We start from the raw sequence: 22,255 nt of genomic DNA, 5'->3' as shown, positions 1-22,255 counted from the left end.
CTATAACATTACATCTTCTTCAGCTTTGAGCCGGGCCTTCGCCTGGGCTGGGTGTTATCGCAAATAAACCCCAAGACAGTGCCATCACACCGCTCGCGACCAGGGGCGCGATCCACGCCCCTAAGGGCAAAAGCGGGGCAATCAAGGCCGTGCCCACAGACGCCAAGCCCATCGCCGCCAGAATAATCAGGGAAGAGGCGCGGTCATCTGCGCCATTGCTAGCTTTCAACGCCCATAAAAACGCGCTGGGCCCACGCAGCCCCAAACCGACATTAAACGGGAAAAACAACACGATAAGCCAAGCCGCAGGGCCGTGGCTCAGCGCGCCGAAGATCACCAGCCCCAGCCCCGACACCGCGCATAAGCCCGTACCCAGATGGATCAGCGCACGCATGCCGATGCGTTGACCCAAGGCGCTCGACGCATTGGCGGCCAGAATAAACCCGGCAATCCCGATAATCTGCATCAATATAAAATCACTCGCAGTTCCGCCTAAATGGGTGTGGATCAAGACCGGAGCGGAGAAAACGAAGATCAAAAGCCCGCCCATTGCCGCAGCCTGGCTCAGCCCATGACCTAGGAACCCCCTATTGCGCATCAAGCGCGCATAGCTGGCGGTGCGGGCCTTCGCACCTGGGCTAAGCTGGCGTTCTGGCAAGGCTTTGCCATAAAGCGCAAACAAAATGAGGGTAACCACACCCAATCCGGCCAGCGCGACGAAGCTCGCGCTCCACCCCCAGGCGGCATAAAGCGCAAAGCCGATCACCGGGGCCCCGGCCGGGGCCAGCGCCTCCACACTACTTAATACACCCAGGGCCTTGATCGCGGCGTGTTCGGGAAAAATGGCTTTCAAGATTGAGGGGGTAAACACCGCCGGGGCCGCCGCGCACGCCCCTTGCAAGATGCGAAAGACCAAGATCAACGCGGGCTGATCTATAAAGACCAGAGCGACACTGGTCAGCGCGAAGCCTAAAAACGCCAGCCCCAGCAAAAGCTTGCGCGTCGCCACATCGGATAAGAGGCCAAACACAAACAGCCCCCCCGCATAGCCCCCGACAAAGGCCGCGATGACGCCCTGACCCATTTCAGGCGTTGAACCAAAAAGCGCAGGGAAATCGGGAATGGCCGGCAGGATGAGATCCACCCCGGCCAGCCCGACCACCGTGGCCACCATCAACACCGCGACTAAGGCCAAATCGGCAAAAGCAATGGCCGTGTGAGACTTCGTATTTTGCGACTTCATCCTGGCCAAGACCCATTTACTCAGTATGCTTGCTGCGCTGTACATAAAACACAGACCCGCAAGACGCGATAGCTTGCACCAGTCCGAACAATTCCATCGCGTCCACATCCAGATGATGGCCCAGCCTTGGCAGAGCCCTCAAGCTGGCGTACCAAAGACATGATGACCTCGTAGCTCAGGTGGATAGAGCACAAGATTCCTAATCTTGGGGCCACTGGTTCGAATCCAGTCGGGGTCACCACCCTTTCAAAGGGATTCGCGATGAGTGATCAGGACACAATACCCGATGAGCCGATCAGCCGGATCGCCCTGCGCGGTCTGATGGGGCGCTGTCCGGCGTGTGGGGATGGGCCTTTATTTGCGCGCTATCTGACACCGATAGCGACGTGTGAAGCCTGCGGCGAACCACTTGGTCATATCCGCGCTGATGATGGCCCGGCCTGGCTGACCATCCTTGTCATTGGCCCCATGCTGGTGCCGGTCGTTTTCGCGCTCATCATGTGGAGCGCCCTGCCGGTCTGGATCTCCATGGCGATTTTATTCACCCTGGGAATCGCCTTGGTTTTACTGGTTTTACCGCGCGTTAAAGGGCTTTTTATTGCCCTTCTGTGGACGGGGAAGATCAAGGACATCACCGCCCCGCCCGATTAATCCTTGCGCATCAGGCCCGAGAGCGAGGCCGCAATCACCGCCGAAATGGCAAAGCCCATACTCATCAACGCCCATTTGAGCCAGTAGAGCCCGCCCGCCGGACCCCAAGACGTGGCCACATAGTGCGCGGGGCCTTTGACGAGGGGGATAGACCACCAAGGCGGTGGGGGATTAAGCGCGGCCAATTCATCCTGGCACGGATCAAGACTAGCCCCAGAGGCGGTGGCGAAGCGATTTTGGTCCGTGGGCTTCCACGAACTTTCCTGATCCAAATCTATCAGCGGGATAAAGGTGTCGATGACATAGGCGACACTGTTAAAGGGCGGTACAATATCGGCCTGTTCAATCAGAGCGCAGGCTGTGGCGGGCGCGGTGCCCCCGCCCTGCCCGATATAATCAACCCCCTGTAAAATTTCTGAAATGGCGGCATGGGGCTGGGCGGGGGCCATATAACCGGCCCGGTACGCCGCCTCAAAAATTCCCAGGCTTAGCACCATCATCACAACCCCAAAAAAGAAGGGATATTGCGGGCGATATCCATAGCCCGTCGGCCATAAAACCAACCACCGGAACAGCCCATCCGGCCAGCTAAGATTTCCACTGCGATGCATGCGGTATTGCTTAGACAAAGCAATCGTCCGGGCATCGGAGGTATGGCCCATCTCCCTTAAAACCTTGGACAATTGCTCATAGGGCTGGGGCTTAAACTCGCGCCCCTGGGCATCGGCAGGGATTTGCCGTTTTAGCCATTTTAAGCGATTTTTGGCTGTTTTTGGTGCATTTTCACCCAAGCGTTGATAGCGAAAGCCATCCAGGCGGAGATATCCCCCTAACCAGCACTCCGTGATAGACTGGGCCAGCTGGGCATCATGAAATACCTCACATGAGGCCTGCGAGAGATCGAGAAGCCATCGGTGTTTGGGAGGCTCTGTATCGTGCGCCGCCTGAGGGGGCGCAGTGATCAAGCCGTCCTCAATAAACAAAGCCCCGCCAATTCGCGCACTCCGAAAATTGACCCCGCCCTGGGCCAGAAAAACGTGGGAGAGGAAAACGCTGTCCCCAATCTTGGCACCATAGCACTGAAGGGCTACAAAACTATATCCGGCGGTGAATTGACCACCCCAACAGATGAGCTGGCCGCCAATCTGTGCACCCACAAAATTAACTTCGCCCTGGGCCTTAAAGACCCTTGTTAAGAAAACGCTATCGCCAATCGTGGCCCCATTGCAGTTAAGGGCCAGCCCACGCTTAATGGAGGTGAATTCACCAGCCCTACAGTTGAGCTGGCCGCCAATCTGCGCGTTGACAAAATTAACCTCGCCTTGCGCCTTAAAGCCCTCACTTAAGAAAACACTGTGGTCAATATTGGCCCCATTACAGTCAAGGGCCAACCCATTGCCCCCGGCGGTGAATTGACCGACACTACAGTCGAGCTGGTCGCCAATCTGCGCGCCCCCGAAATCAACCCCGCCCTGGGCCTGAAACCTCTTCCTTAAAAAAACACTTTTGCCAATCTTGGCCCCATTACAGACAAGGGCCAGCCCACTCTTTCCGGCGGTGAATTCACCGCCATCACACTCGAACATTCCGCCAATTTGCGCGCTCCCGAAATTAACCTCGCCCTGGGCCTTAAAGTCCTTTACTAAGAAAACGCTATCGCCAATCGTGGCCCCATTACACTGAAGGGCCGTCCCATTGTCCCCGGCGGTGAATTGGCCGCCTGAACACACGAGCTGACCGCCAATCTGCGCGCCCCCGAAATTGACCTCGCCCTGGGCCTGAAACCTCTCCCTTAAAAAAACACTTTTGCCAATCTTGGCCCCATTACAGACAAGGGCCAGCCCACTCTTTCCGGCGGTAAATTCACCGTCTTCACACGAAAGCTGACCGCCAATCTGCGCGGTGACAAAGTTAACCGCGCCCAGCGCCTTAAACTCCGCTCTTAAGAACACATGGCCACCAATTTTGGCCCCATTACAGTGAAGGGCCAGTCCGTTGTCCCCGGCGGTGAATTCACCGGCATCACACTCGAAAGCCCCGTCAATCTGCGCGCCTACAAAATTGACTTCGCCCTGGGCCTTAAATCCCTCTCTTAAATGAACACTGCCGCCAATGGTTGCCACATCACAGCTTAGAGCAATACCCTCCTGCCCCTTCAACCGGGTCCCACTGAGATAAAGGCCGCCTTTAATATGGGCTTTCACCATGTTGATAAGGTGAGCCCTCAGATCTAACCCTTCAAAATCATAATCGAGGGTCAGACCTATCCCGTGAAGACATCTGAATTTTGTAAAAGAGAGATCCAGCGCCCGAATATGCGCTTTCTCTAAATTCAGATCGGCATCTTGGCCGTCCGTATCCTGAAAGGAACAGCCCCGTAGATCGATCCCTTTGGGATAGGCGACCGCGCGCAAATCCAAATAGGGGCTATCCTCTGGCCCATCGGTACAGACCACAACCGGGCGCATCTCTGCCCCGGGCCAATCCACTTCAATCCCGCGCACATTGGAAAGCCCAGCCGGGTCAATGCCATGGCGATCCAACCATTGCACCTGGGCCGCCGGTGGGGTGATCCCGCGCACCAGAGCGCCATCGACAATTATGAGTGCGCGTAAAAACGTTCCGCGCAGTAAGAGCGGCCCGGTGGGCAGCGTCTGCATCGGTGTTTGCGCGATCAGATCGGGATGCGCGCGGCACCAAGTTTGAAACACCTGCGGCGTCCAGACGTCGCCAGCGCGAAAGGCAGCCAGGAAACTATGTTCGGCCAGGGTTAAATCCCCCGCCAGTTGATGATTCCAGCGCGCCATAACTTCCCCCTCGCCTGTTCCCTCTAAGGTTGAAGATGGCATAGCAAAGGACGGGGAACAAGGCGATTGAAAGCTTAGGCCTTTCGCCTTGGCTTCTAAGCCCTATGCTTGCACAGGCTCTTTCCAGGAGAATGAGCGGCGATAGGTGCTGGGCGAAACGCCGAGGCGGCGGCGGAAATGCACCCGAAAGCTTTCTGAAGAACCAAAACCAGCGCGTTGTGCGACGACATCGACGCTAAACGGCTTGGTCTCCAACAAGTCACGCGCATAGGTGATCCGTTCGCCAATCAACCAGACCAGCGGGCTTTGCGCAGTGGTCTCGCGGAAGCGGCGCACGAAAGTCCGCTCACTCATCGCCGCCTCACGCGCCATGCGCGACACGGGCCAATCTTCATTGAGCTTGGTGCGGATACGCTCCAAAATCGGCGCGATATCACCGTCCAAACGGCTCGACACGGGGCGCGGTACATATTGCGCCTGGCCGCCTTCACGGTGCGCAGGCAAGACCAAGCGTTGGGCAATCATATTGGCAATATCTGGCCCATAATCACGGCGCACCAGATGTAGGCACAAATCCAAACCGGCCGCAGAGCCCGCAGAGGTCAGAATATCCCCCTCATCGACATACAGCACATTGGGCTCAATACGGGTGCGTGGATCGGCCAGGGTCAAATCATCTAAAAATTTCCAATGAGTTGTGGCACGGCGACCCTTCAGCAAGCTCGCCTCCGCCAGTAAAAACGCCCCCGAACAGATCGAGGCCACGACCGCACCGCGCTGATGGGCACGAATGAGCGCGTTTAAAATCGCGGGCGCAGTATCGCCTTTGCGCGACCAGGATGGAATGAGAATGAGATCCGCGCCATCCAGGGTCGAAAGCGGCTTTAGCCCGCTGAGCTGAATACCCGTGATACTACACGTAACTTGAGGCTCCGCGCTGACCAAAGAGAATTCATAAAGACGTCGGCCCACATCTTCACGGCGATCCAAGCCAAAGATTTCCGCGCAAATCGACAGCTCAAACATATGAGCCTGAGCCGGGATCAAAGCACAAACCCGACGGGGTTGATGGGGCGCGATCATATTCATAGTTTTGTCCTCACATCCTTCGATGATGGCGCATTCTTAGGCATCTATGCTTTTTACGCCAGTCGAAAATCGTTTCCTTAACGCATAAAATGATCCGGCTATATTCAGCCTTACCAACTGAAATGAACGTTTTTCGTGATCAACTCAACAACGCTGGGTCTTTGCGCAAGATTACATACAGCCTTCACATTACACCGCGAACTATTGCCGGGATGTAGACTTCAACCCCACCCTTAGGAATCGCAAATTCATCTTCTTCGATGTCAGAACCGTTCATCTCCACCTGAACTCACATGGGCCCATTCGGTTAACACACCGTGTGGCAAGATCACGCCACCTCTAAAGATTCAGCCCGCGTGTTAAAAAAGTGAGAGGCTCAAACGCCCCTTGTCTTGAGGCCGGTAAGGCAGGGCCTGAACCCTGCCCGCACGCCTTAACACGTCAAATTTACACCAAAGGCGATGAAGCGTAGCGCAAAACTCAAGTCCGATTTGAATAGACGCGCATACACCCCTCCCCTATTGGTTGTTCATATCTAATAGGCGATAAAAGGAAAGTTAGACTTGAATTTTTAACCTATTTTGCGTGCGCCATGTTTTCTTTATACATCAAGAACTTGCAGAATGGCGAACTGCGTACGCGCTGACTTTAGGTCAAGATGACAATTAAGCTCGCGCTTTCTGCTAGCCCTGAATTAAGCTAAACACAGATCGAAACACTGGGGTTGGGACCTGAGAGGAAATGGCAATGACGCGTATAATAATAGCTATAACATTGAGTTTAGGCCTCTTGCCTTCGGCGAGCTTCGCCCAAGAGCTTGGCTCAAAAAGCATCGAAGCCGTCTTGGCTTGTCAAAGTCACACTGACCCACAAGCGCGTTTGGCCTGTCAGGACACTGCCATTGCAGCACTCGGCCAAGCTTATCAAGGCGGACAAATCGCCATAGTCGAACGCGCTCAGGTTGCTGAAGCGCAACGCGACGGCTTTGGCCTCAATCTGTCAGGCCTATCGCGACTTACCAATTCGATTTTTGCGCAACGTAGCGCGCTTGATGCAACCTCCCCCCCCCCTTCCCCATCAGCCCAAGGGCCAGAAGTGGACGCAGATGGCGTTAGCGTTGATCGCGACAACGATGGCGAAATACGGGGCTTAACAGGCCTTCAGGTTGATCATGTTCGAGAAGGCGCACGCGGTAAGCTTGAAATTCACCTCACCAACGGTCAGATCTGGCAACAAAAAGACAACACCTATGTTCGCGTCATTGGTGAATACGAGACCGCCGAGATTGAACGACGCAGTCTTGGCGCATATTATATGCGCCTGAACAATCAAAGTCGCTTTTTCCGTGTAGAAAGAGAGCATTAACAGCTTTAAACCACCCCAGCTTACTTCACGGCTTGGCTATAAAGCCAAGCCGTGTAATCTGAGCGCGTTCAATTTTCTGGGGTGATTCATGAAACAGATGCCACTTTCGCCATTGGTTCTCTTAGTTGAGGACGATGATCAAGATGCCCTGTTATTTGAACGGGTATTGCGCGATCAATCACCGCGCGCACGCCTTGTACGCGCCACCCAGGGCGGCGAGGCGCTGGAAATACTAAAAAATAACGAGCTTGATCAGCCGGACTGCATCGTCCTGGATCTCAAACTTAAAGGCGAGGATGGAATTTGGGTTTTGCAAGGCCTGCTTAACGATCAAAGCCTTGACACTATTCCGGTCATTGTCTTTTCCGGTAATCCTGAACGCATGCGTATAGCCTCAAGCGCCTTTAATAATGTCGCTTCTTTGGTCAGAAAACCTCAGTCTTTAGAAGATTATAGCGCAGCGCTACTCATTGTTTGCTCAATTTTACAAACAGCCGTCAAAATCCGAGCCATTTAGCCCCCCAGCCAAACTCGGTTATCCGTTTACGGGTTGATCAAACCGCACAAGGCTACTGCCCGTCCAACTCACCATAGCGTGCATTGTCAGGGAATTGTCTCGCAGACCCTGACTAACCTCAGCCAGTACCAGGCTATTTATTGCCCGACGCTCTAAAATAGCGCTAAAACTCGGATTCAACTGGGTCATCAATCGCAAGCGGCGATAGGGTGATACATGGCGCGGATCTTCTAAATAACGCGTGAGTTTTTCACGATTACTGCGCCCGGGTACAATCTCACCGCTCTCCCGGCGCGAGATCAACGCCTGGCTCACTTCCAGCTCACTGGCCAAGGCCTCTTGCGTAAGCCGATGTTGACGACGAATTTGGCGTAAACGCCCTGCCCATTCACTTTCCATTTGAGCTCCACTCTACTCATAAAAAACAATAATAGAGGGGCCAGATGTCCAAGGTGATAAAAATATAGACAATAGAAAAAAGGCTACCGCGCATTAGTATCGCGCCAAAGAAATCAAATGAAATATGGAAAATCAGATACTTATAATTTATATCACATATTATTAATAAACATGTAAGCGCTATGTAAAGCATATATTACTATGAATATTTAAAATGGCCAGAAAAAAGGGCTGCCCTAGAATTAGGACAGCCCTCAATCTCTACTTGAAAGTGCGTCTTAGTTGAAACGCGCTTTCAACTCAACACCCAAAGTACGAGGCTCGTTCACGAAGCCCGTCAGGTTGTTAAAGTCGATCGCACCCAAGAGATTTTTCTCGTTCGTGATGTTACGCGCGAAAACAGAGAAGTCCCAAGAGCCATCATCTTTGACATAACCCAAACGCAGACCGCCTTCATGATTACCTTTCGAGTTGAACTCTTTTGATTCATACAGGAAGAAATTGGTCCGACCTTGGTAATTCCAATCACCTAGGGCGTAAAACTCACCATTGCCTGCAGGGATCGCATAGCGAGCAGTAATGTTCGCAATGATATCTGGAGCTTGCGGGAATGGGTTGCCGTTGATTTCAGCAACAGATTTGCCACCTACAACCACGGTTGGATCCGTTACCGTACAACCGCCGCCGCAATAGGCAACGCGCAGATTATCATCACGGATTTCGGTTTTATTCCAACTGAAACCACCGGTCAGAGTGAAATTGTCGGTTACAGCGTAAATGGTTTCCAGCTCGACGCCATAGCCCAAGCCTTCATCAGCATTAATCAAGCGGTTGAAGTTACCATCACCACCGATCGCGGTGAATTGTTGGTCCTTCACGATGTAACGGAAAGCGGCCGCGTTAAACTGCAGACGATCATCCATGAGCTCTGATTTCATACCGACTTCGAAAGACGTTACGGTCTCAGAATCAGCTTTGGTCACGGTATCGGCAAAGTTAATACGACCCTGGATAGAAGGCCCGCGGTAACCACGCGCAACACGTGCATACAGGTTGACATCATCGTTGTAAGCATAAAGCGCACTCAGATCCCAGCTGATCTGCTCGTCTGAAGCTTCATCAGAGACAGCCAACAAACGCGTGGCGGGGAAAGTACGGTAACCGGCAAAATCACGATCATCGTCGGTGTAGCGCAAGCCCGCCGTGATGGTCAGCTGGTCATTCACCGCATACTCGCCTTGACCGAAGATCGCCCAAGCGGTGCTGGTTTGCTTCAGATCGGTCACGATGGTTGGTGCTGGCGCACCAAAACCATTGAAAGAGGCGCTGATCAAACGGATGTCTTCTTTGAAGAAGAAAGCACCGACCTGCCAACCCAAACGCCCTTCATGGTTAGAAAGACGGATTTCTTGGGTGTATTGTTGCAGATCGCTGTCAAGCGTACCGGATTCAGATGGGAAAGGCACAAAACCGGTTTGTGAGGTATTGCCCACCAAACCACCATCGATATCGCCATTGCCCGCGCTATCACCTTCATAATACGCCGTGATAGAGGTCAGATCCGCAAAGCCCAGATCATAATCAGCGCGGAAAGACGCAGAATAAGTCTCTTGATATTGGAAGTGGTTACGACCGCCATCGAAGAAGACCGTGTCACGATCAAAACGATCATTCAGCTTGTTAGAGCCTTTGTTGAGGATGTTGGCACGGAACAAGGTCGAGGTGCCATCCAGCTCGCGGTATTGCAAAGTGGTCAAAGTTGAGAGGCCTTCAATCGGCTCCCATGCGATGTGCGCGCGAACGGCAACATCTTTATACCCACCCAAATCATCGCCTTCATTGCTGGCGAAATTGGTGTTTTGGTTGGCGTTGTCGATCCAATCATTGCGTGAATTGACCAAACCCGCCACACGTACAGACAGGTTATCCATGACAGGATAGGTGACGCCGCCTTCGACACGCGCGGTATCAAAAGAGCCATAAGCAGCGGTGAAATTCGCTTCGAACGCATCACCTGGCTTAACCGTGTCGATTTTGATCACACCGGCAGGAGTGTTGCGACCGAACAACGTCCCTTGTGGGCCACGCAGAACTTCGATCTGCTTGACGTCGAACATAGGAAAGCCTTTGAGGTAAACGCTTTCCAGAACCACTTCGTCTTGAACGACTGAAACAGGCTGAGATGCGGTAAAGTCAAAGTCAACATTACCAAAGCCACGGATATAGAAACGCGGCGCATAACGACCGTTAGAGGTTTCAGCATAAACGCTAGGGATACGCGCACCCAGCTCGATGATGTCACCGCCAGCGGCAAAAATCGTGTCATATTGCTCACCCGACAGGGTCGCAATTGAAAATGGAACCTCGCGTTGGTCCTGCTCACGCTTTTGAGCGGTCACAACGATCGTTTCCAAACGGGCAGTCTCTTGTGCCTGAGCAACACCGGCCAGCGCGATGATCGCAGCACCGGCCAACAGGCCTGATTTGAAGAATGGCATGGAAGTCCCCCTGAACCATATGGGTATAAAGCGGGCGGACCATATTTGTGCGGCTGCGAAATTCCACTACAGTTTTGTGAAATTTCATATCCAGAAAGGTTAAACTTTCAGATTGTTAGAGCGAATGCCCCCTCACATCTTGGGTGCACGGACATTTCTCGCAAAAATAATCGAGCCTCTTCAATGCGTTGCCAAAAAGCAATAGCGCCACATGCGGCAAGTTGCATTATTGCACCACTCTTTGCATGATACGCATATACTGGGCAATGTCCGCCTTTCTATCAACGCCCTCTACGGCTCAAGATTGCATAAACCCATTAATTAATGGCGTTTTACACTGCGAGGCGAACTTCTTCCATCCAGAAATCGCGCACCCGCCCTGCGATCCGATTATAGCCATCGAGCGAGTCGGGTTTTACCAAATAGGCGTTGGCGTGGCGCTTATAACACTCATCAATTTCACGCTTACTATCTGAGGTCGATAAGACCAGCGTGGGAATTTTACGCAACGTCTCATCGCCCTTAACCCGCGCTAAAAATGTCTGGCCATCCATGCGTGGCATATTGAGATCGAGAACGATCAAAGACGGTAAAGGCGATTTAGACAGATGCTCCAGCGCCTCTTCGCCATCCTGGGCATAGTCAAGGACAGCATCAGGCTGAGCAGATTGCAGGGCCTTGGTGATCAGATGACTATCCAGGGGATCATCCTCCACAATCAAAATACGATAGCTCATACGCCCCTCTTTCATCCGCGAAGTGTTATTAAAAATCGTGATCCGTCACGATAGTTTGGATCCAGTTTTATTTCACCCTCATGAAGGTGAACAATTTGTCGTGCAATCGCAAGACCTAAACCAATACCTTCGCGCTCATGGGCGTGATGAAGGCGTCTGAAGGGCTCAAACACTTTTTCCTGAAGCTCTGGGGCTATCCCTGCGCCATTATCACTGAAGATGATGCTCACGTCATGGGTTTCAGGACACAGTTCGACTTCAAGGGCAATCTTTAACGGCGCACTGGAACGATAAAGACACGCGTTAGAAATCAAATTGGAGAAAACTTGAACCAACAGATCGCGCTCACCAGAGATCGTCGGTAAATTCGGTCGATCAATCTCCGCTTTATTATCCGCCAAAAGATCTTTATGGCGCGTCAGAGCCTCGTCGAGCACGTGATTGAGATCGACAGAGGTTTTGTTCAAAGTTTCAGTATTCAAACTTGCCAAGACGAACAGATTTTTCACCAACACCCGCATGTGCGACAGGCCAGACAATAATTGATTAAGCGCGACTTGGCTGGTCACAGACCCTGTTTCATTTAAGTCTTTGCGAATTGTATCCGCCAGTAACATGGCCCGGCGCAAAGGCTCTTGCAGATCATGCGAAGCTGCAAAAGTAAAATCGCGCAGGCTCTTATCCAAACGCTCTTCGCGTTGTTTCAGATCACTGACATCACGCGCAATCACCAATAAGGTGCGTTCACCGCGCGTGGTAGTGAGAGGAATTTTATCGGTCGAAACCCAATGGCGCTGACCATCTTCGCCCTCATAGACTTCAACCATGCCATGGCGCGCTTTACCGGCGCTTAAAACCGCCAGATCATCGTCATGATATGTCTTCGCCATTTCGGGATGCAGCGCATAGGTATCAGCGTTTTCAAGATCCTGGGTGGTTAAGCCGAGCGAGTCTGCGACCGCCTTATTGGCGCGCAGGATCGTGTTATGCTCATCCTTATACCAAATCATCGTCGGCATATTATCAATGATCAGCTGGAGATCGCCTTCACGCTGAGCCAGAGTGCGCGCCGTCGCAGCAAGCTCATCATTCTTGGTCTGAAGTTCTATTTCCGCCTCTTTCAGCGCGGTGACATCGGTATGCACACCCAACAAGCGGACCGGCGTGCCATCGGGTTTACGAATGGCGATGCCACGGCACCTGACCCACACCGTGGATCCGTTGGAATGGCGATAGCGTACAATTTGATCATAAGGATAGTTGGGATCGGCGCAGTGTTGATGGAAATTATCCAGGGCCACTTTAAGATCATCGGGATGGATCAAACCCTGCCAAGCTTCAGGCGAATGGGCTTTATCGCGATAATCATAACCCAGGGTAGACCAGAATTTGGGGCTCATCCATTCCTGATCGGGGTTTTCTAAATCCCAATACCAGACCCCATCCAGACAGCCCGCCTTTAAAAATTCAATGACTTCGAAATCACGTGTAAAGGTCTCATAGAACTCGGTCTTGAGATAATGCTCATTCGGATCTGTCGTCCCTTCAGGCTTCATGGCGAAGGCCTCCCTTTAGGGGCGTGAACACAGCGTGCGAGAACAGGTGGGGAGAAACCCCGCACGATAAGGCGGCCTTAAGTGTATACAATCCGCACTCAAGTCTTATAGGAAACGGCTTCTCATCGTTTATCAAGAGCTATTATAGCGCATTGCCCGCCAAATTGACCGGGATGGCCGTGTGCGCCCGCGCGCCGACACGAGAAAAACCAATCCCCGCGCGCATAAGTACATAAATCATGATGGTGGAGCTTGTCCGCACAGATACCCGCTTCGATCAGTTGACGCCGACAGGCTTCACTCACCGCCAGGCCCGCGCCGCCCGCCTCGTCCTTGGCTCCGATCAGAGTGTCATCTAAGGAACCAAATAGCGCTTCAAACTGCTCTAAAACCTCTGGCCCGACCCGGTAATGAGCTTTGGTAATGGCCGGTCCGATGCTCGCGTGAAGCCCCGCCGCACGCGTACCATAGGCCGCGCCCATCGCGGTAATTGTCGCGGCGATAATATTCGCGACCGTCCCGCGCCAGCCCGAATGGATCGCCGCACAGGCATGGTTTTTATGGTCATAAAGCAAGATCGGCACGCAATCGGCGGTCTGCGCGCACAGGCCCAGGCCGGGACGATCAGTAATCAGGGCATCACCCTCGCCCACCGACCAGACATCCGTGGGTGCATGATCGACCTTGAGCACCGTGGCCGAATGGATCTGATTGGCAAAGACCAGACGCTCCACCCCCAAAGCGCGGGTGACACGCGCGCGGTTCTCGGTGATATGGGCCTTATCATCGCCGCGCGACCAGGAGAGATTGAGCCCCTGATAAGGCCCCAGACTGACCCCGCCCAGGCGCGTGGTAAACCCATGACGGATCGGTAAATCGGCCCAATCGGGCGTTTCGATCAGATGTAAAGCGCTCATCCTTCACCCCGAAAGCCAACGCGCCCGGACCCCAGATCATAGCCCGCACGCGCCTGGGCGATCGCATGCAGCACGCCCTCATAAGCCGACCAATCATCACGCTCATGGATGGGGGCCCACAGCCCCTCAACGACATCAATTGTCATGGCCACAGGGTTTTCTCGCTGGAAATAGCTATGGTCCAAGCGCGCCGGGCGTTCGCTGTCGCGCGCCAACAACGCTTCATGAAAGGCCTCAAACGCTTCGCCCTGATAAAGCCCCGCACGCGGGCCCGCCATAGCGCGGGCTTGGCTCAGCGCTCCGCCAAACCAATCAAAAAACATCGCTTCGAAGGGAATCTGACTTTCGCGCATAAAGTCCAGCATATGACTGACCAGCGCGCTATCGCTGGCATCGCCCAAGGGGTTCACGCCTAAGCGCGTATGGAAGGCCTGGGCAACCTCACGCTTATACATCTCAGGGTAAGTTTGCAGCGCACCGATCAGGCCCTCGCGCGCGCCGATCAGGCTTAAAGCGCCCGCAAGCTGTTGCAGGGCCCAAAACACCGCTTCGGGTTGGCGGGCATAGGCATAAAGCCCGCTCTCATCAAAGTAAGCGGCTGTAAAACCCGGCTCAAAATGGGGTAGGAAGCGCCAGGGGCCATAGTCAAAACTTTCACCCGTCACCACCAGATTATCAGTGTTAAGCACGCCATGAACAAAGCCCGCTGCCATCCATTGCGCGGCCAAGCGGGCCGAGGCGGCGCACACGCGCTCTAAAAATGCACACGCGCGCGCGGGGCCTTCCACCGTGATCTCAGGATAAAAATGCGCGATGGCATAGTTCATCAGGCCTTCAATCAGATCCGGGCGATCAAAATAAGCATGGCGTTGAAACATGCCAAAGCGCACATGAGAGTGTTGCAGACGGGTCAAAACCGCTGATCGCGTGGGCGAAGGCTCATCACCGCGATGCAGCGCCTCACCGGTTTCAAACACCGCAAAGGTCTTTGAGGTGTAAACGCCCAGCGCTTCGAGCATTTCAGTGGCGAGAATTTCACGCACCGCCCCTTTTAAGGTCAGGCGCCCATCACCCTGACGCGAATAGGGGGTCTGGCCTGAACCTTTCGTGCCCAGATCCAACAGCCGTCCGACTTCGTCTTTAAGTTGGGCATAAAGAAAGCCACGACCATCACCAATCTGCGGATTATAAACGCGAAATTGATGACCGTGATAGCGCAGCGCCCGCGGGCCATCCTGATTATCCGGCAGGGCTTCAAAACGATGGAAAAAGCGCGCTTTATCCGCATCGCTCAACGCGCCCAAACCCACCGCGTGGGCCCAATCGCCATTCCAATAGCGCAAATTCGCCATAGGAAAATCAGCCGGTTCAACCCGGTCCGAATACTCATCCCCCAGCGCGGCAAAGACCGGATGGGAGCTATAGGCAGATGTCAGCATGACCATGCCTAGCAGCTAAGGTCGTTTAAGCAGGCTGACAAGTGGCTTGAGGTGCAAAAGCGTTTTGCAGCGCCTTGGCGGCATGCTCCAACGCGTCCTTACCTTTGGGGAAGACCCGGGTCAGGCTCAAAAACCCATGGGGATGGGCGGGCCAGTCCTTGCGCTCCACCCGATTGCCCATGGCTTCTAATTTATCGCCATAGGCTTCGATCTCATCACACAAGGGATCAAATTCCGCCGCCATCAGATAAGTCGCTGGCATGGCTTTGAGGTCGTCATTAAACAAGGGCGAGACCCGCGTATCAAAGGCTTGGTCGGGATCGGTCAAATAATTATGGCGGATCTGGGCCAGGGTCTCGATGGCCAGAACCGGAATATCGCTAAAACGCGCCTTGGATTTCTTCGTCTGCACCAATTGCATGACCGGATAGAGCAGCATTTGAAAGCTGATCTGATCGCGATAATGCTGACCCAACACGGCGGCCAAATTGCCCCCGGCAGAATCGCCGCCAACCGCCAGACGCTTGGGATCAACGCCATAGGCAATCAAGGCCCCATCGCGAATGCTTTCAAAGGCCGCCATGGCATCCTCAACCCCGGCCGGAAAGGGATGCTCTGGGCACAGACGATAATCGACGGAGATCACGCGAATGCCGGAAGCCGCCGCCAAGCGGCGGCATAAAGGATCATAGGTTTCCAGATCGCCCAGCATGAAGCCGCCGCCATGGAAAAAGATCAAGATCGGGCCAAAGCTCGGCACGCTGAGCGGAATATAGATCCGCGCCGGGCGCGGGCCATCCCCGCCGGCAATCTCTATATCCTCAACCCGCTCAACCGCGGGGGCATCCAGCTCAACATATTTGGTGAAACTGCGCAGGCTTTCGCGCAATTGCGGCACGGTCTTATGCGGACCGAATTGATCCGACAGGCCCGACTTTGAAATCAGATCAATAAAAAACGATGGCGGCGCAAGATCCTGGCTCATATCCCTCGACCTTTGTTTGATAAAACTCAGGCACACCACCCACCTTGTGCGCTGCACAAAGCTTAAAAGAAAACGCGGCGAAATCCTAGAAGGATTAATTCACAACGATGGGCGCAAATTCCCCCGTCGGGGCGATCAAAGCATCCTGGATCTCAGAATGCAGGACGCGCCAAGCCTCGGCCGAGGCCCATTCGCCCTTTTCTTCCAACTCATCCACCGCCATTTCCGCATAGCCCAAGGCCCGCGCGCCATGGCGATCGACCAAAGTCCAGGCGATCTGACGAAAATCTTCAGGGGTAATATGGGTCCGGACAAAGCGGCGCGAGATATGCGACATCAAAAATCACTCAAAAGCTATAATCGGCAAAGACCGCCGCAGGGATGTTTTGAGTGAAGAGAGTGCAAAGGCGCGGCCAAAGCCGCGCCCCTGATAAGACTAGGAATTTATAGATCTTTAGCGATGATCTGCGCGCGATTTTCCCGGCAAAGCCTGCCTGTTAGGCGATTTTTGCCGTTGCGCTGCGATCTGGGGCATAGCCGCCTTCGGCCAGGAATTTTAGCTCTTCCGGGCTCGACGTCCGGCCCAGAACGCCATTGCGATGCGGGAAACGACCAAAGCGCACAATCACATCCCGGTGGGCGCGCGCATGTTGGGTCGTGGGGTGATCAATACCCAAACGCTCTACACACAAGGACACGCAATAATCTTGCGAAGACAAGGTCTCGTCATGCATGAAAGGCATATAGAAAAAGGAGCGCGCCTCATCCACGAAAGGCCAATCGGCCCCTTGCGCCAGGGCAGAATGGGCCACGTCGAGGGCTTTATAATCCAGCTCAAACGCCTTGGCCGTGCCGCGATAAATATTGCGCGGGAATTGATCCAGCGCCAGGATCAGGGCCAGAGCCCCTTCCGCGCTGATCATCCAGGGATGGGCGAAAACATCGTCCATCCGCTCCAGATCACGCACAAGGCTGCCAAAGCACCGGCGAATGCGGGCATCAAAGGCGCGGTCTTGAGCAAACCAGCGCCCGCGTCCGGTTTCAAACCAAAAATCAAGGCAATCATCAGGCGTGAGCATAGACATCAGATTCGCACCTTTCCGCTTTCAATATCGGCTTTTAGCTCTGGGGTCAGCACCACATACTGGCCCGGCTCGCCTGAGCAATCGTCGAAATAGACCGGTTCGTCAATCTTGGCGGGGTCGTAGCCCTCTTGGACCAGCTCCACCTTGCGCGCCTTGAAGGTACCCGTGGTATGCTCGTCCATACCCTTGGTTTTAATGCGTAAAAAGAGCGGACGCGCAAAGGGGGGCAGCTCTTTATGGACATGGGCATGAAGCGCGTTGAGATCGAATTTATCATTGATCACCAGCGCAGCCATACCGGCTTTACCCGGATTATCCGCAATCTCTACCCCATAGACGACGACCTGTTCTACGCCGGGAAAAATGCCAATGGCTTCAGCCACTTCTGACGTCGCGACATTTTCTGATTTCCAGCGGAAGGTGTCGCCCACCCGGTCCATGAAATAATAATAGCCCAGCTTATCGCGGCGCATCAGATCGCCGGTGCGGAAATAAAGATCACCAGGCTTGAACACATCATGCAGGATCTTCTTTTCCGTCGCTTTTTTATCGCCATAGCCATCAAAGCGGAAACGGGGATCTTTGGGATCAATCTTGCCGACGCCCTCACCCACTTCATCGGGACCACATGGGATACAGCGCCCATGCTTGTCGCGAATGGGCTCTTCGGTGGCGACATCAAACTTCACCAGATCCAGATTGAAACGGAATTTCAAATAGGGCGGGATGCGGCCAATCGCACCGGGTTTTGAATCGAGATTAACCAGGCCGACATTGCCTTCGGTTGCGCCATAAAATTCCATAATCCGTGGGATACCCGTGCGCTCGACAAAGCGGGTCCAGACATCCGGGCGCAAGCCATTGCCGATGGCAACACGGATTTTATGCTGGCGCTCTTGAGGTTTTTCTTCTGCGCTGACCAGAAAGCGGCATAGCTCACCCACATACATGAACATGGTCGCGCCATACTCAATGGCCTCATCCCAGAAGCGCGAGGCGGAAAATTTCGGCCGAATAATCAACGCCCCGCCATAGGCGAGCGCACAGCCCACCCCACACAGGCCCCCCGTGGCGTGGTAAAGGGGCAAGACCATGATCATACGGTCACTGGGCTTGGCCCCGGCAGAGGTCGAGTGCGCCATCAGATAATACATCGCACGGGTATGGGCCATAATCGCAGCTTTAGGCAGGCCCGTGGTGCCCGAAGTATACATTTTAAGACAGGGCGCTTTGGCGGTGAGGCCTTTACGATGAGCGCGGTCTGGACGTTCACTTGATTGCGCGTCCAAAGCTGCGTTAAAATTCTGCCCCCCTGGCAGCGCCTGATGCGCCCCATCCAGCACCCAAGGGGTGAGATGGCAATCGATCAGCTCGCACGCCGTGGCATAGGCCCCCACCATCGTGCCATCCATAATGACATGGTGAGCATCTGAGATATTCAGACAATGGGCCAAAGGCTTGCTGGTGACATGAGTATTGATCAGCGCAGCCACGACCCCCACTTTTGAGAGGCCAAACCAGCACGCAATATAGTCCCAGCGATTACCCATATAGAGCGCGACCGTATCACCGGGTTTCAGGCCCTGGGCCAGCGCCCAATGGGCGATCTGATTGGCGCGCGCATCGAAGTCGCGATAGCTCACCTCGCCCTCTTCACCGATAAAGGCAGGGCGCGCGGCGAATTTATCGACCGTGCGTTCCAGAAGATCAGGGGTTAGAAAGTCCCCGTCGGGCTTGATGGTTTTTAAGGTACGCAGAATGCGCAAAAACTCGGTGGTATAAAACCACTCACGCTTAATCGCTTGAAACAGGCCCATACGGTTTTCCTCCCCAGTGATTTCATGATCACCTTGTTATCGGGGATGACAGTAAAAGGCTGGCGGTTGGGGTCAAGCGGGCCTTGCGGGTAAAGACCCTTCACATAAGAAAATTCAAAGACTTTTCGCAAAAAGAGGAGGAAAAGCTTTGCTTTACCCCCTCTTTGACCGGATGTTTTTACTCGGCCGCATCAACAGAGTGGCCGCGATCGCCTTGGTCACTCAAAGATAGCTCATGCCACATGGCGTTGAGAATCGCGAAACTGGCGGCCAGACCCAGGCCCAAAATCCAGGTAAAATACCACATTCTATCCTCCTAATAGGCCCCAGGTTGGTGAATATCATCTTCGCCGACCCGCCCCCACATCACCTTGAAAGCCCAGGCGGTATAAGCCAGCACGATGGGCAGCAGCACCACCGTCACCACCAGCATGATAAACAAGGTCAAATGGCTTGATGACGCATTCCACGCCGTCAGGCTGGAGCTAGGATCAATAGAGCTGGGAATGATGAAGGGGAACATCGAAACCCCCACGGTCGCGATAATCCCCACGGCCGACATTTTAGAGCCCGTAAAGGCCAGCGCGTCACTGCGCACTCTTAGCCCGACAAAAGCGATCGCAGCCCCGACAAAGCCCAGAATGGGGGCCAAGGCCATCCAAGGATAGCGCCCATAATTGGCAAACCAGCCGCCGGGTACGGCCTCTGCGCTGGTCATCAAGGGATTAGACGGCCCGGCAATGTCGGGCGTCACGGCGACATAGCCCAAACGGCTCGCCCAGACCCCGCCAATCGCGAATAAGATGAGCGAGAGGATGGCGAAGACCTGACCATAGGTGCGCGCGCGTTCTCTCAATGGTCCCGCCTCCACTTTTAGACCCAGCCAGGCTGCCCCATGCAGGAACAACATCGAGACCGATAAGAGACCACATAAAAGCGCGAAGGGGTTAAGCAAGCCAAAGAAGAAGCCTTCCCAATGAACACGCATATCCGCATCCAGGCGGAAGGGAAGTCCTTGCAGGACATTACCTACTGCCACCCCGAAGAGAAGGACCGGAACAAAGCCGCCGGTAAACAGCGCCCAATCCCAGAACGCGCGCCAGCGCTTATCCTCACGTTTGGAGCGATATTTGAACCCCACCGGGCGCAGGATCAAGGAGGCGAGAATCACAAACATCGCGAGATACAAGGCTGAGAACGCAGTCGCATAAACCAACGGCCAGGCGGCAAAAATCGCACCGCCGCCCAGGATCAACCACACCTGATTGCCTTCCCAGACCGGGCCGATGGTATTGATCGCCACGCGCCGTTCTGCATCGGTCTTGGCCACGAAGGGCAGCAGCCCCGCAACGCCCATATCAAAGCCATCCGTGATGGCAAATCCGATGAGGATAATCCCCATCAAGGCCCACCACATCACACGCAAAGTTTCATAAGAAAACGGGATTTCCATCAGATCGCCTCCTTATTCAGCGGGTAATGGAGCCACGGTGTCATCACCGGGCAAGAGGTCAGAGACAGGCTTACGCTCATAGGGGCCTTTGCGGATCTGGCGCACCATCAGCATCACTTCAACCACGACAAGCGTGCCATACAGTGCGGTAAAGCCCGCAATCGTCATCCAGACCTGGCTGGCCTTAAGCGCCGAAACACCCAGGAAGGTCGGCAGAGTGCCTTCGATCAACCAAGGCTGGCGACCATATTCGGCGAGGATCCAGCCCAGCTCCGCCGCGAGCCAAGGCAGCGGCAGGGAGAAGAGCGCAATGCGCAGGAACCAGCGCGTATCATGCTTGCGAAGGGTGGAGAGCACAAAACCCGTGGCAAACAGTGCGATAAAGTAAAAGCCAATCCCGGCCATGACCCGGAAACTCCAGAACATCACCGCCACATTGGGCACGGTATCAAAGGCGGCCTTTTCGATGTCGGCCTCTGTGGCTTGGCTAACGTCTGTCATATAGCGCTTTAACAAGAAGCCATAGCCCATGTCTTGCTTATGTGCTTCGAAGCGGTCACGCGCGGCTTGGTTTTGCGGATCAGCGCGCACCTCATCCATCGCGGCAATGGCAATCTGGCCGGAGCGTATGCGTTCCTCGGCATGCTCGACCAGCGGCAAGATTCCGATGACTTCCCCGTCCAAGGAGCGGGTTGAAATAAGGCCCAGCGCCCAGGGCACTTCCAGCGCAAAGCGGGTTTCATGATTTTCCCGGTCGGGAAAGCCCACCAGGGTCAAAGGCGCAGGCGCATCATGGGTTTCCCACATCGCTTCAAGCGCGGCGAGCTTCATTTTCTGGTTATCCGTCAGCGCATAACCGCTTTCATCACCCAGCACGACCACAGAGAGCGCCGAGGCCAGACCGAAAGAACACGCCACCGTCATCGAGCGGCGCGCAAATCCGCGATGGCGCCGATTAAGAAGATAGAACGCGGAAATCGCCAACACAAAGACCGAGCCCATGACATAGCCCGCCGAAACGGTATGGACGAATTTTGCCTGTGCGACCGGATTGAAGATCACCGCGGCAAAGTCCGTCACCTCCATACGCATGGTGTCGATATTGAATTCAGACCCGACCGGGTTTTGCATCCAGCCATTGGCGACCAAAATCCACAGGGCCGACAGATTGGTCCCGATCGCCATGAAACAGGTCGCGGCCCAGTGGCCGACCTTACTCATCCTATCCCACCCGAAGAAGAAGAGGCCCACCAAAGTGGCCTCTAGGAAAAAGGCCATCAGGCCCTCAATGGCCAGCGGTGCGCCAAAAACATCGCCCACATAGTGCGAATAATAGGCCCAATTCATGCCGAACTGGAATTCCATGGTGATCCCGGTGGAGACCCCCAGGGCGAAATTGATCCCGAAGAGCAGGCCCCAGAATTTGACCATGTCGCGCCAGACCTGGCGCCCGGTCATCACATACACCGTTTCCATAATGGCCAGCAGGACCGAAAGCCCCAAGGTCAAGGGAACGAATAAAAAGTGGTAGAGAGCCGTCAGCGCAAATTGCCAACGCGATAGCTCCACCAATTCCATGTCAATCATGCCATACCCTTTTTGAAAAGCGCGCACCCCTGGCCTATAAAAGCGCAAGGTGCCCTTTAGCATTGCAGTTGCCCCCTTATCGCCCTATCGCAAGGCTTTGTAGAGTCTCC

General features: G+C 54.3%; 19 protein-coding genes and 1 tRNA gene. 4 read left to right on the top strand and 16 right to left on the bottom strand.

What is annotated here, in order from left to right:
• Positions 1–19: 19 nt before the first annotated feature.
• Positions 20–1,243, bottom strand: coding sequence for an MFS transporter (locus tag H151_RS15905; RefSeq protein WP_019961134.1), 1,224 nt, complete (start codon positions 1,241–1,243; stop codon positions 20–22).
• Between the two features lie 164 nt (positions 1,244–1,407).
• On the opposite strand from H151_RS15905, the gene H151_RS0108000 reads away from it, so the two are divergent.
• Positions 1,408–1,484: transfer RNA gene (locus H151_RS0108000), tRNA-Arg, on the top strand.
• Positions 1,485–1,504: 20 nt separating this feature from the next.
• Complete coding sequence (locus tag H151_RS0107995; protein WP_019961133.1) at positions 1,505–1,894, top strand: DUF983 domain-containing protein; 390 nt, start codon at positions 1,505–1,507, stop codon at positions 1,892–1,894.
• On the opposite strand, the gene H151_RS0107990 is transcribed toward H151_RS0107995, so the two are convergent.
• Both H151_RS0107990 and H151_RS0107985 read right to left on the bottom strand, forming a co-directional pair.
• Positions 1,891–4,701: a hypothetical protein gene (locus H151_RS0107990; protein WP_019961132.1), complete on the bottom strand. Its 2,811-nt coding sequence runs from the start codon at positions 4,699–4,701 to the stop codon at positions 1,891–1,893. The two genes, H151_RS0107995 and H151_RS0107990, sit on opposite strands and share 4 nt — an antisense overlap.
• A 102-nt stretch (positions 4,702–4,803) precedes the next feature.
• Positions 4,804–5,790, bottom strand: coding sequence for a helix-turn-helix domain-containing protein (locus tag H151_RS0107985; protein ID WP_019961131.1), 987 nt, complete (start codon positions 5,788–5,790; stop codon positions 4,804–4,806).
• 747 nt (positions 5,791–6,537) lie between these two features.
• Here H151_RS0107985 and H151_RS0107980 point away from each other — a divergent pair.
• Positions 6,538–7,155, top strand: coding sequence for a hypothetical protein (locus H151_RS0107980; RefSeq protein WP_156823420.1), 618 nt, complete (start codon positions 6,538–6,540; stop codon positions 7,153–7,155).
• An 88-nt stretch (positions 7,156–7,243) separates the two neighbouring features.
• Positions 7,244–7,672 carry a response regulator gene (locus tag H151_RS0107975; protein ID WP_019961129.1) on the top strand — a complete coding sequence of 143 codons (429 nt, stop codon included), beginning with the start codon at positions 7,244–7,246 and terminating at the stop codon, positions 7,670–7,672.
• 18 nt (positions 7,673–7,690) lie between these two features.
• Here the strand turns inward: H151_RS0107975 and H151_RS0107970 are convergent, their stop codons facing one another.
• From H151_RS0107970 to H151_RS15885, 13 genes are all read right to left on the bottom strand, one after another.
• Positions 7,691–8,071, bottom strand: a complete 381-nt coding sequence (locus tag H151_RS0107970) for a helix-turn-helix domain-containing protein (RefSeq protein WP_019961128.1) — start codon at positions 8,069–8,071, stop codon at positions 7,691–7,693.
• Between the two features lie 278 nt (positions 8,072–8,349).
• Complete coding sequence (locus H151_RS0107965) at positions 8,350–10,569, bottom strand: TonB-dependent receptor (protein ID WP_019961127.1); 2,220 nt, start codon at positions 10,567–10,569, stop codon at positions 8,350–8,352.
• 332 nt (positions 10,570–10,901) lie between these two features.
• Positions 10,902–11,306 carry a response regulator gene (locus H151_RS0107955; protein WP_233354546.1) on the bottom strand — a complete coding sequence of 135 codons (405 nt, stop codon included), beginning with the start codon at positions 11,304–11,306 and terminating at the stop codon, positions 10,902–10,904.
• Positions 11,307–11,317: 11 nt separating this feature from the next.
• Positions 11,318–12,862, bottom strand: a complete 1,545-nt coding sequence (locus H151_RS17025) for a PAS domain-containing sensor histidine kinase (protein WP_019961124.1) — start codon at positions 12,860–12,862, stop codon at positions 11,318–11,320.
• Positions 12,863–12,984: 122 nt separating this feature from the next.
• Positions 12,985–13,779, bottom strand: a complete 795-nt coding sequence (gene pgeF / locus H151_RS0107945) for a peptidoglycan editing factor PgeF (RefSeq protein WP_019961123.1) — start codon at positions 13,777–13,779, stop codon at positions 12,985–12,987.
• Complete coding sequence (locus H151_RS15895; RefSeq protein ID WP_019961122.1) at positions 13,776–15,224, bottom strand: protein adenylyltransferase SelO family protein; 1,449 nt, start codon at positions 15,222–15,224, stop codon at positions 13,776–13,778. Before H151_RS15895 ends, pgeF begins: the two co-directional genes overlap by 4 nt.
• A 19-nt stretch (positions 15,225–15,243) precedes the next feature.
• Complete coding sequence (locus H151_RS0107935) at positions 15,244–16,203, bottom strand: alpha/beta hydrolase (RefSeq protein ID WP_019961121.1); 960 nt, start codon at positions 16,201–16,203, stop codon at positions 15,244–15,246.
• A 94-nt stretch (positions 16,204–16,297) separates the two neighbouring features.
• Positions 16,298–16,540 (bottom strand): hypothetical protein, encoded by a 243-nt coding sequence (locus H151_RS0107930; protein ID WP_019961120.1) that lies wholly within the window; start codon positions 16,538–16,540, stop codon positions 16,298–16,300.
• Between the two features lie 160 nt (positions 16,541–16,700).
• Positions 16,701–17,288: a DUF924 family protein gene (locus H151_RS15890; protein ID WP_019961119.1), complete on the bottom strand. Its 588-nt coding sequence runs from the start codon at positions 17,286–17,288 to the stop codon at positions 16,701–16,703.
• Positions 17,288–19,105, bottom strand: a complete 1,818-nt coding sequence (locus H151_RS0107920; RefSeq protein WP_019961118.1) for a long-chain-acyl-CoA synthetase — start codon at positions 19,103–19,105, stop codon at positions 17,288–17,290. The genes H151_RS15890 and H151_RS0107920 overlap by 1 nt, the downstream gene beginning before the upstream one ends.
• A 178-nt stretch (positions 19,106–19,283) precedes the next feature.
• Entirely contained in the window at positions 19,284–19,412 is a 129-nt protein-coding gene (cydX, locus tag H151_RS0107915) for a cytochrome bd-I oxidase subunit CydX (RefSeq protein WP_019961117.1), read from the bottom strand.
• A gap of 9 nt (positions 19,413–19,421) precedes the next feature.
• Positions 19,422–20,558 carry a cytochrome d ubiquinol oxidase subunit II gene (cydB, locus tag H151_RS0107910; RefSeq protein WP_019961116.1) on the bottom strand — a complete coding sequence of 379 codons (1,137 nt, stop codon included), beginning with the start codon at positions 20,556–20,558 and terminating at the stop codon, positions 19,422–19,424.
• A 12-nt stretch (positions 20,559–20,570) separates the two neighbouring features.
• Positions 20,571–22,145: a cytochrome ubiquinol oxidase subunit I gene (locus H151_RS15885; RefSeq protein WP_156823419.1), complete on the bottom strand. Its 1,575-nt coding sequence runs from the start codon at positions 22,143–22,145 to the stop codon at positions 20,571–20,573.
• Between the last annotated feature and the right edge of the window lie 110 nt (positions 22,146–22,255).

Source organism: Woodsholea maritima DSM 17123 (assembly GCF_000382325.1).
Lineage (GTDB): Bacteria > Pseudomonadota > Alphaproteobacteria > Caulobacterales > Maricaulaceae > Woodsholea > Woodsholea maritima.
Note: the sequence above shows the minus strand (reverse complement) of the source record. Positions and strands in the feature narration are given on the sequence as shown.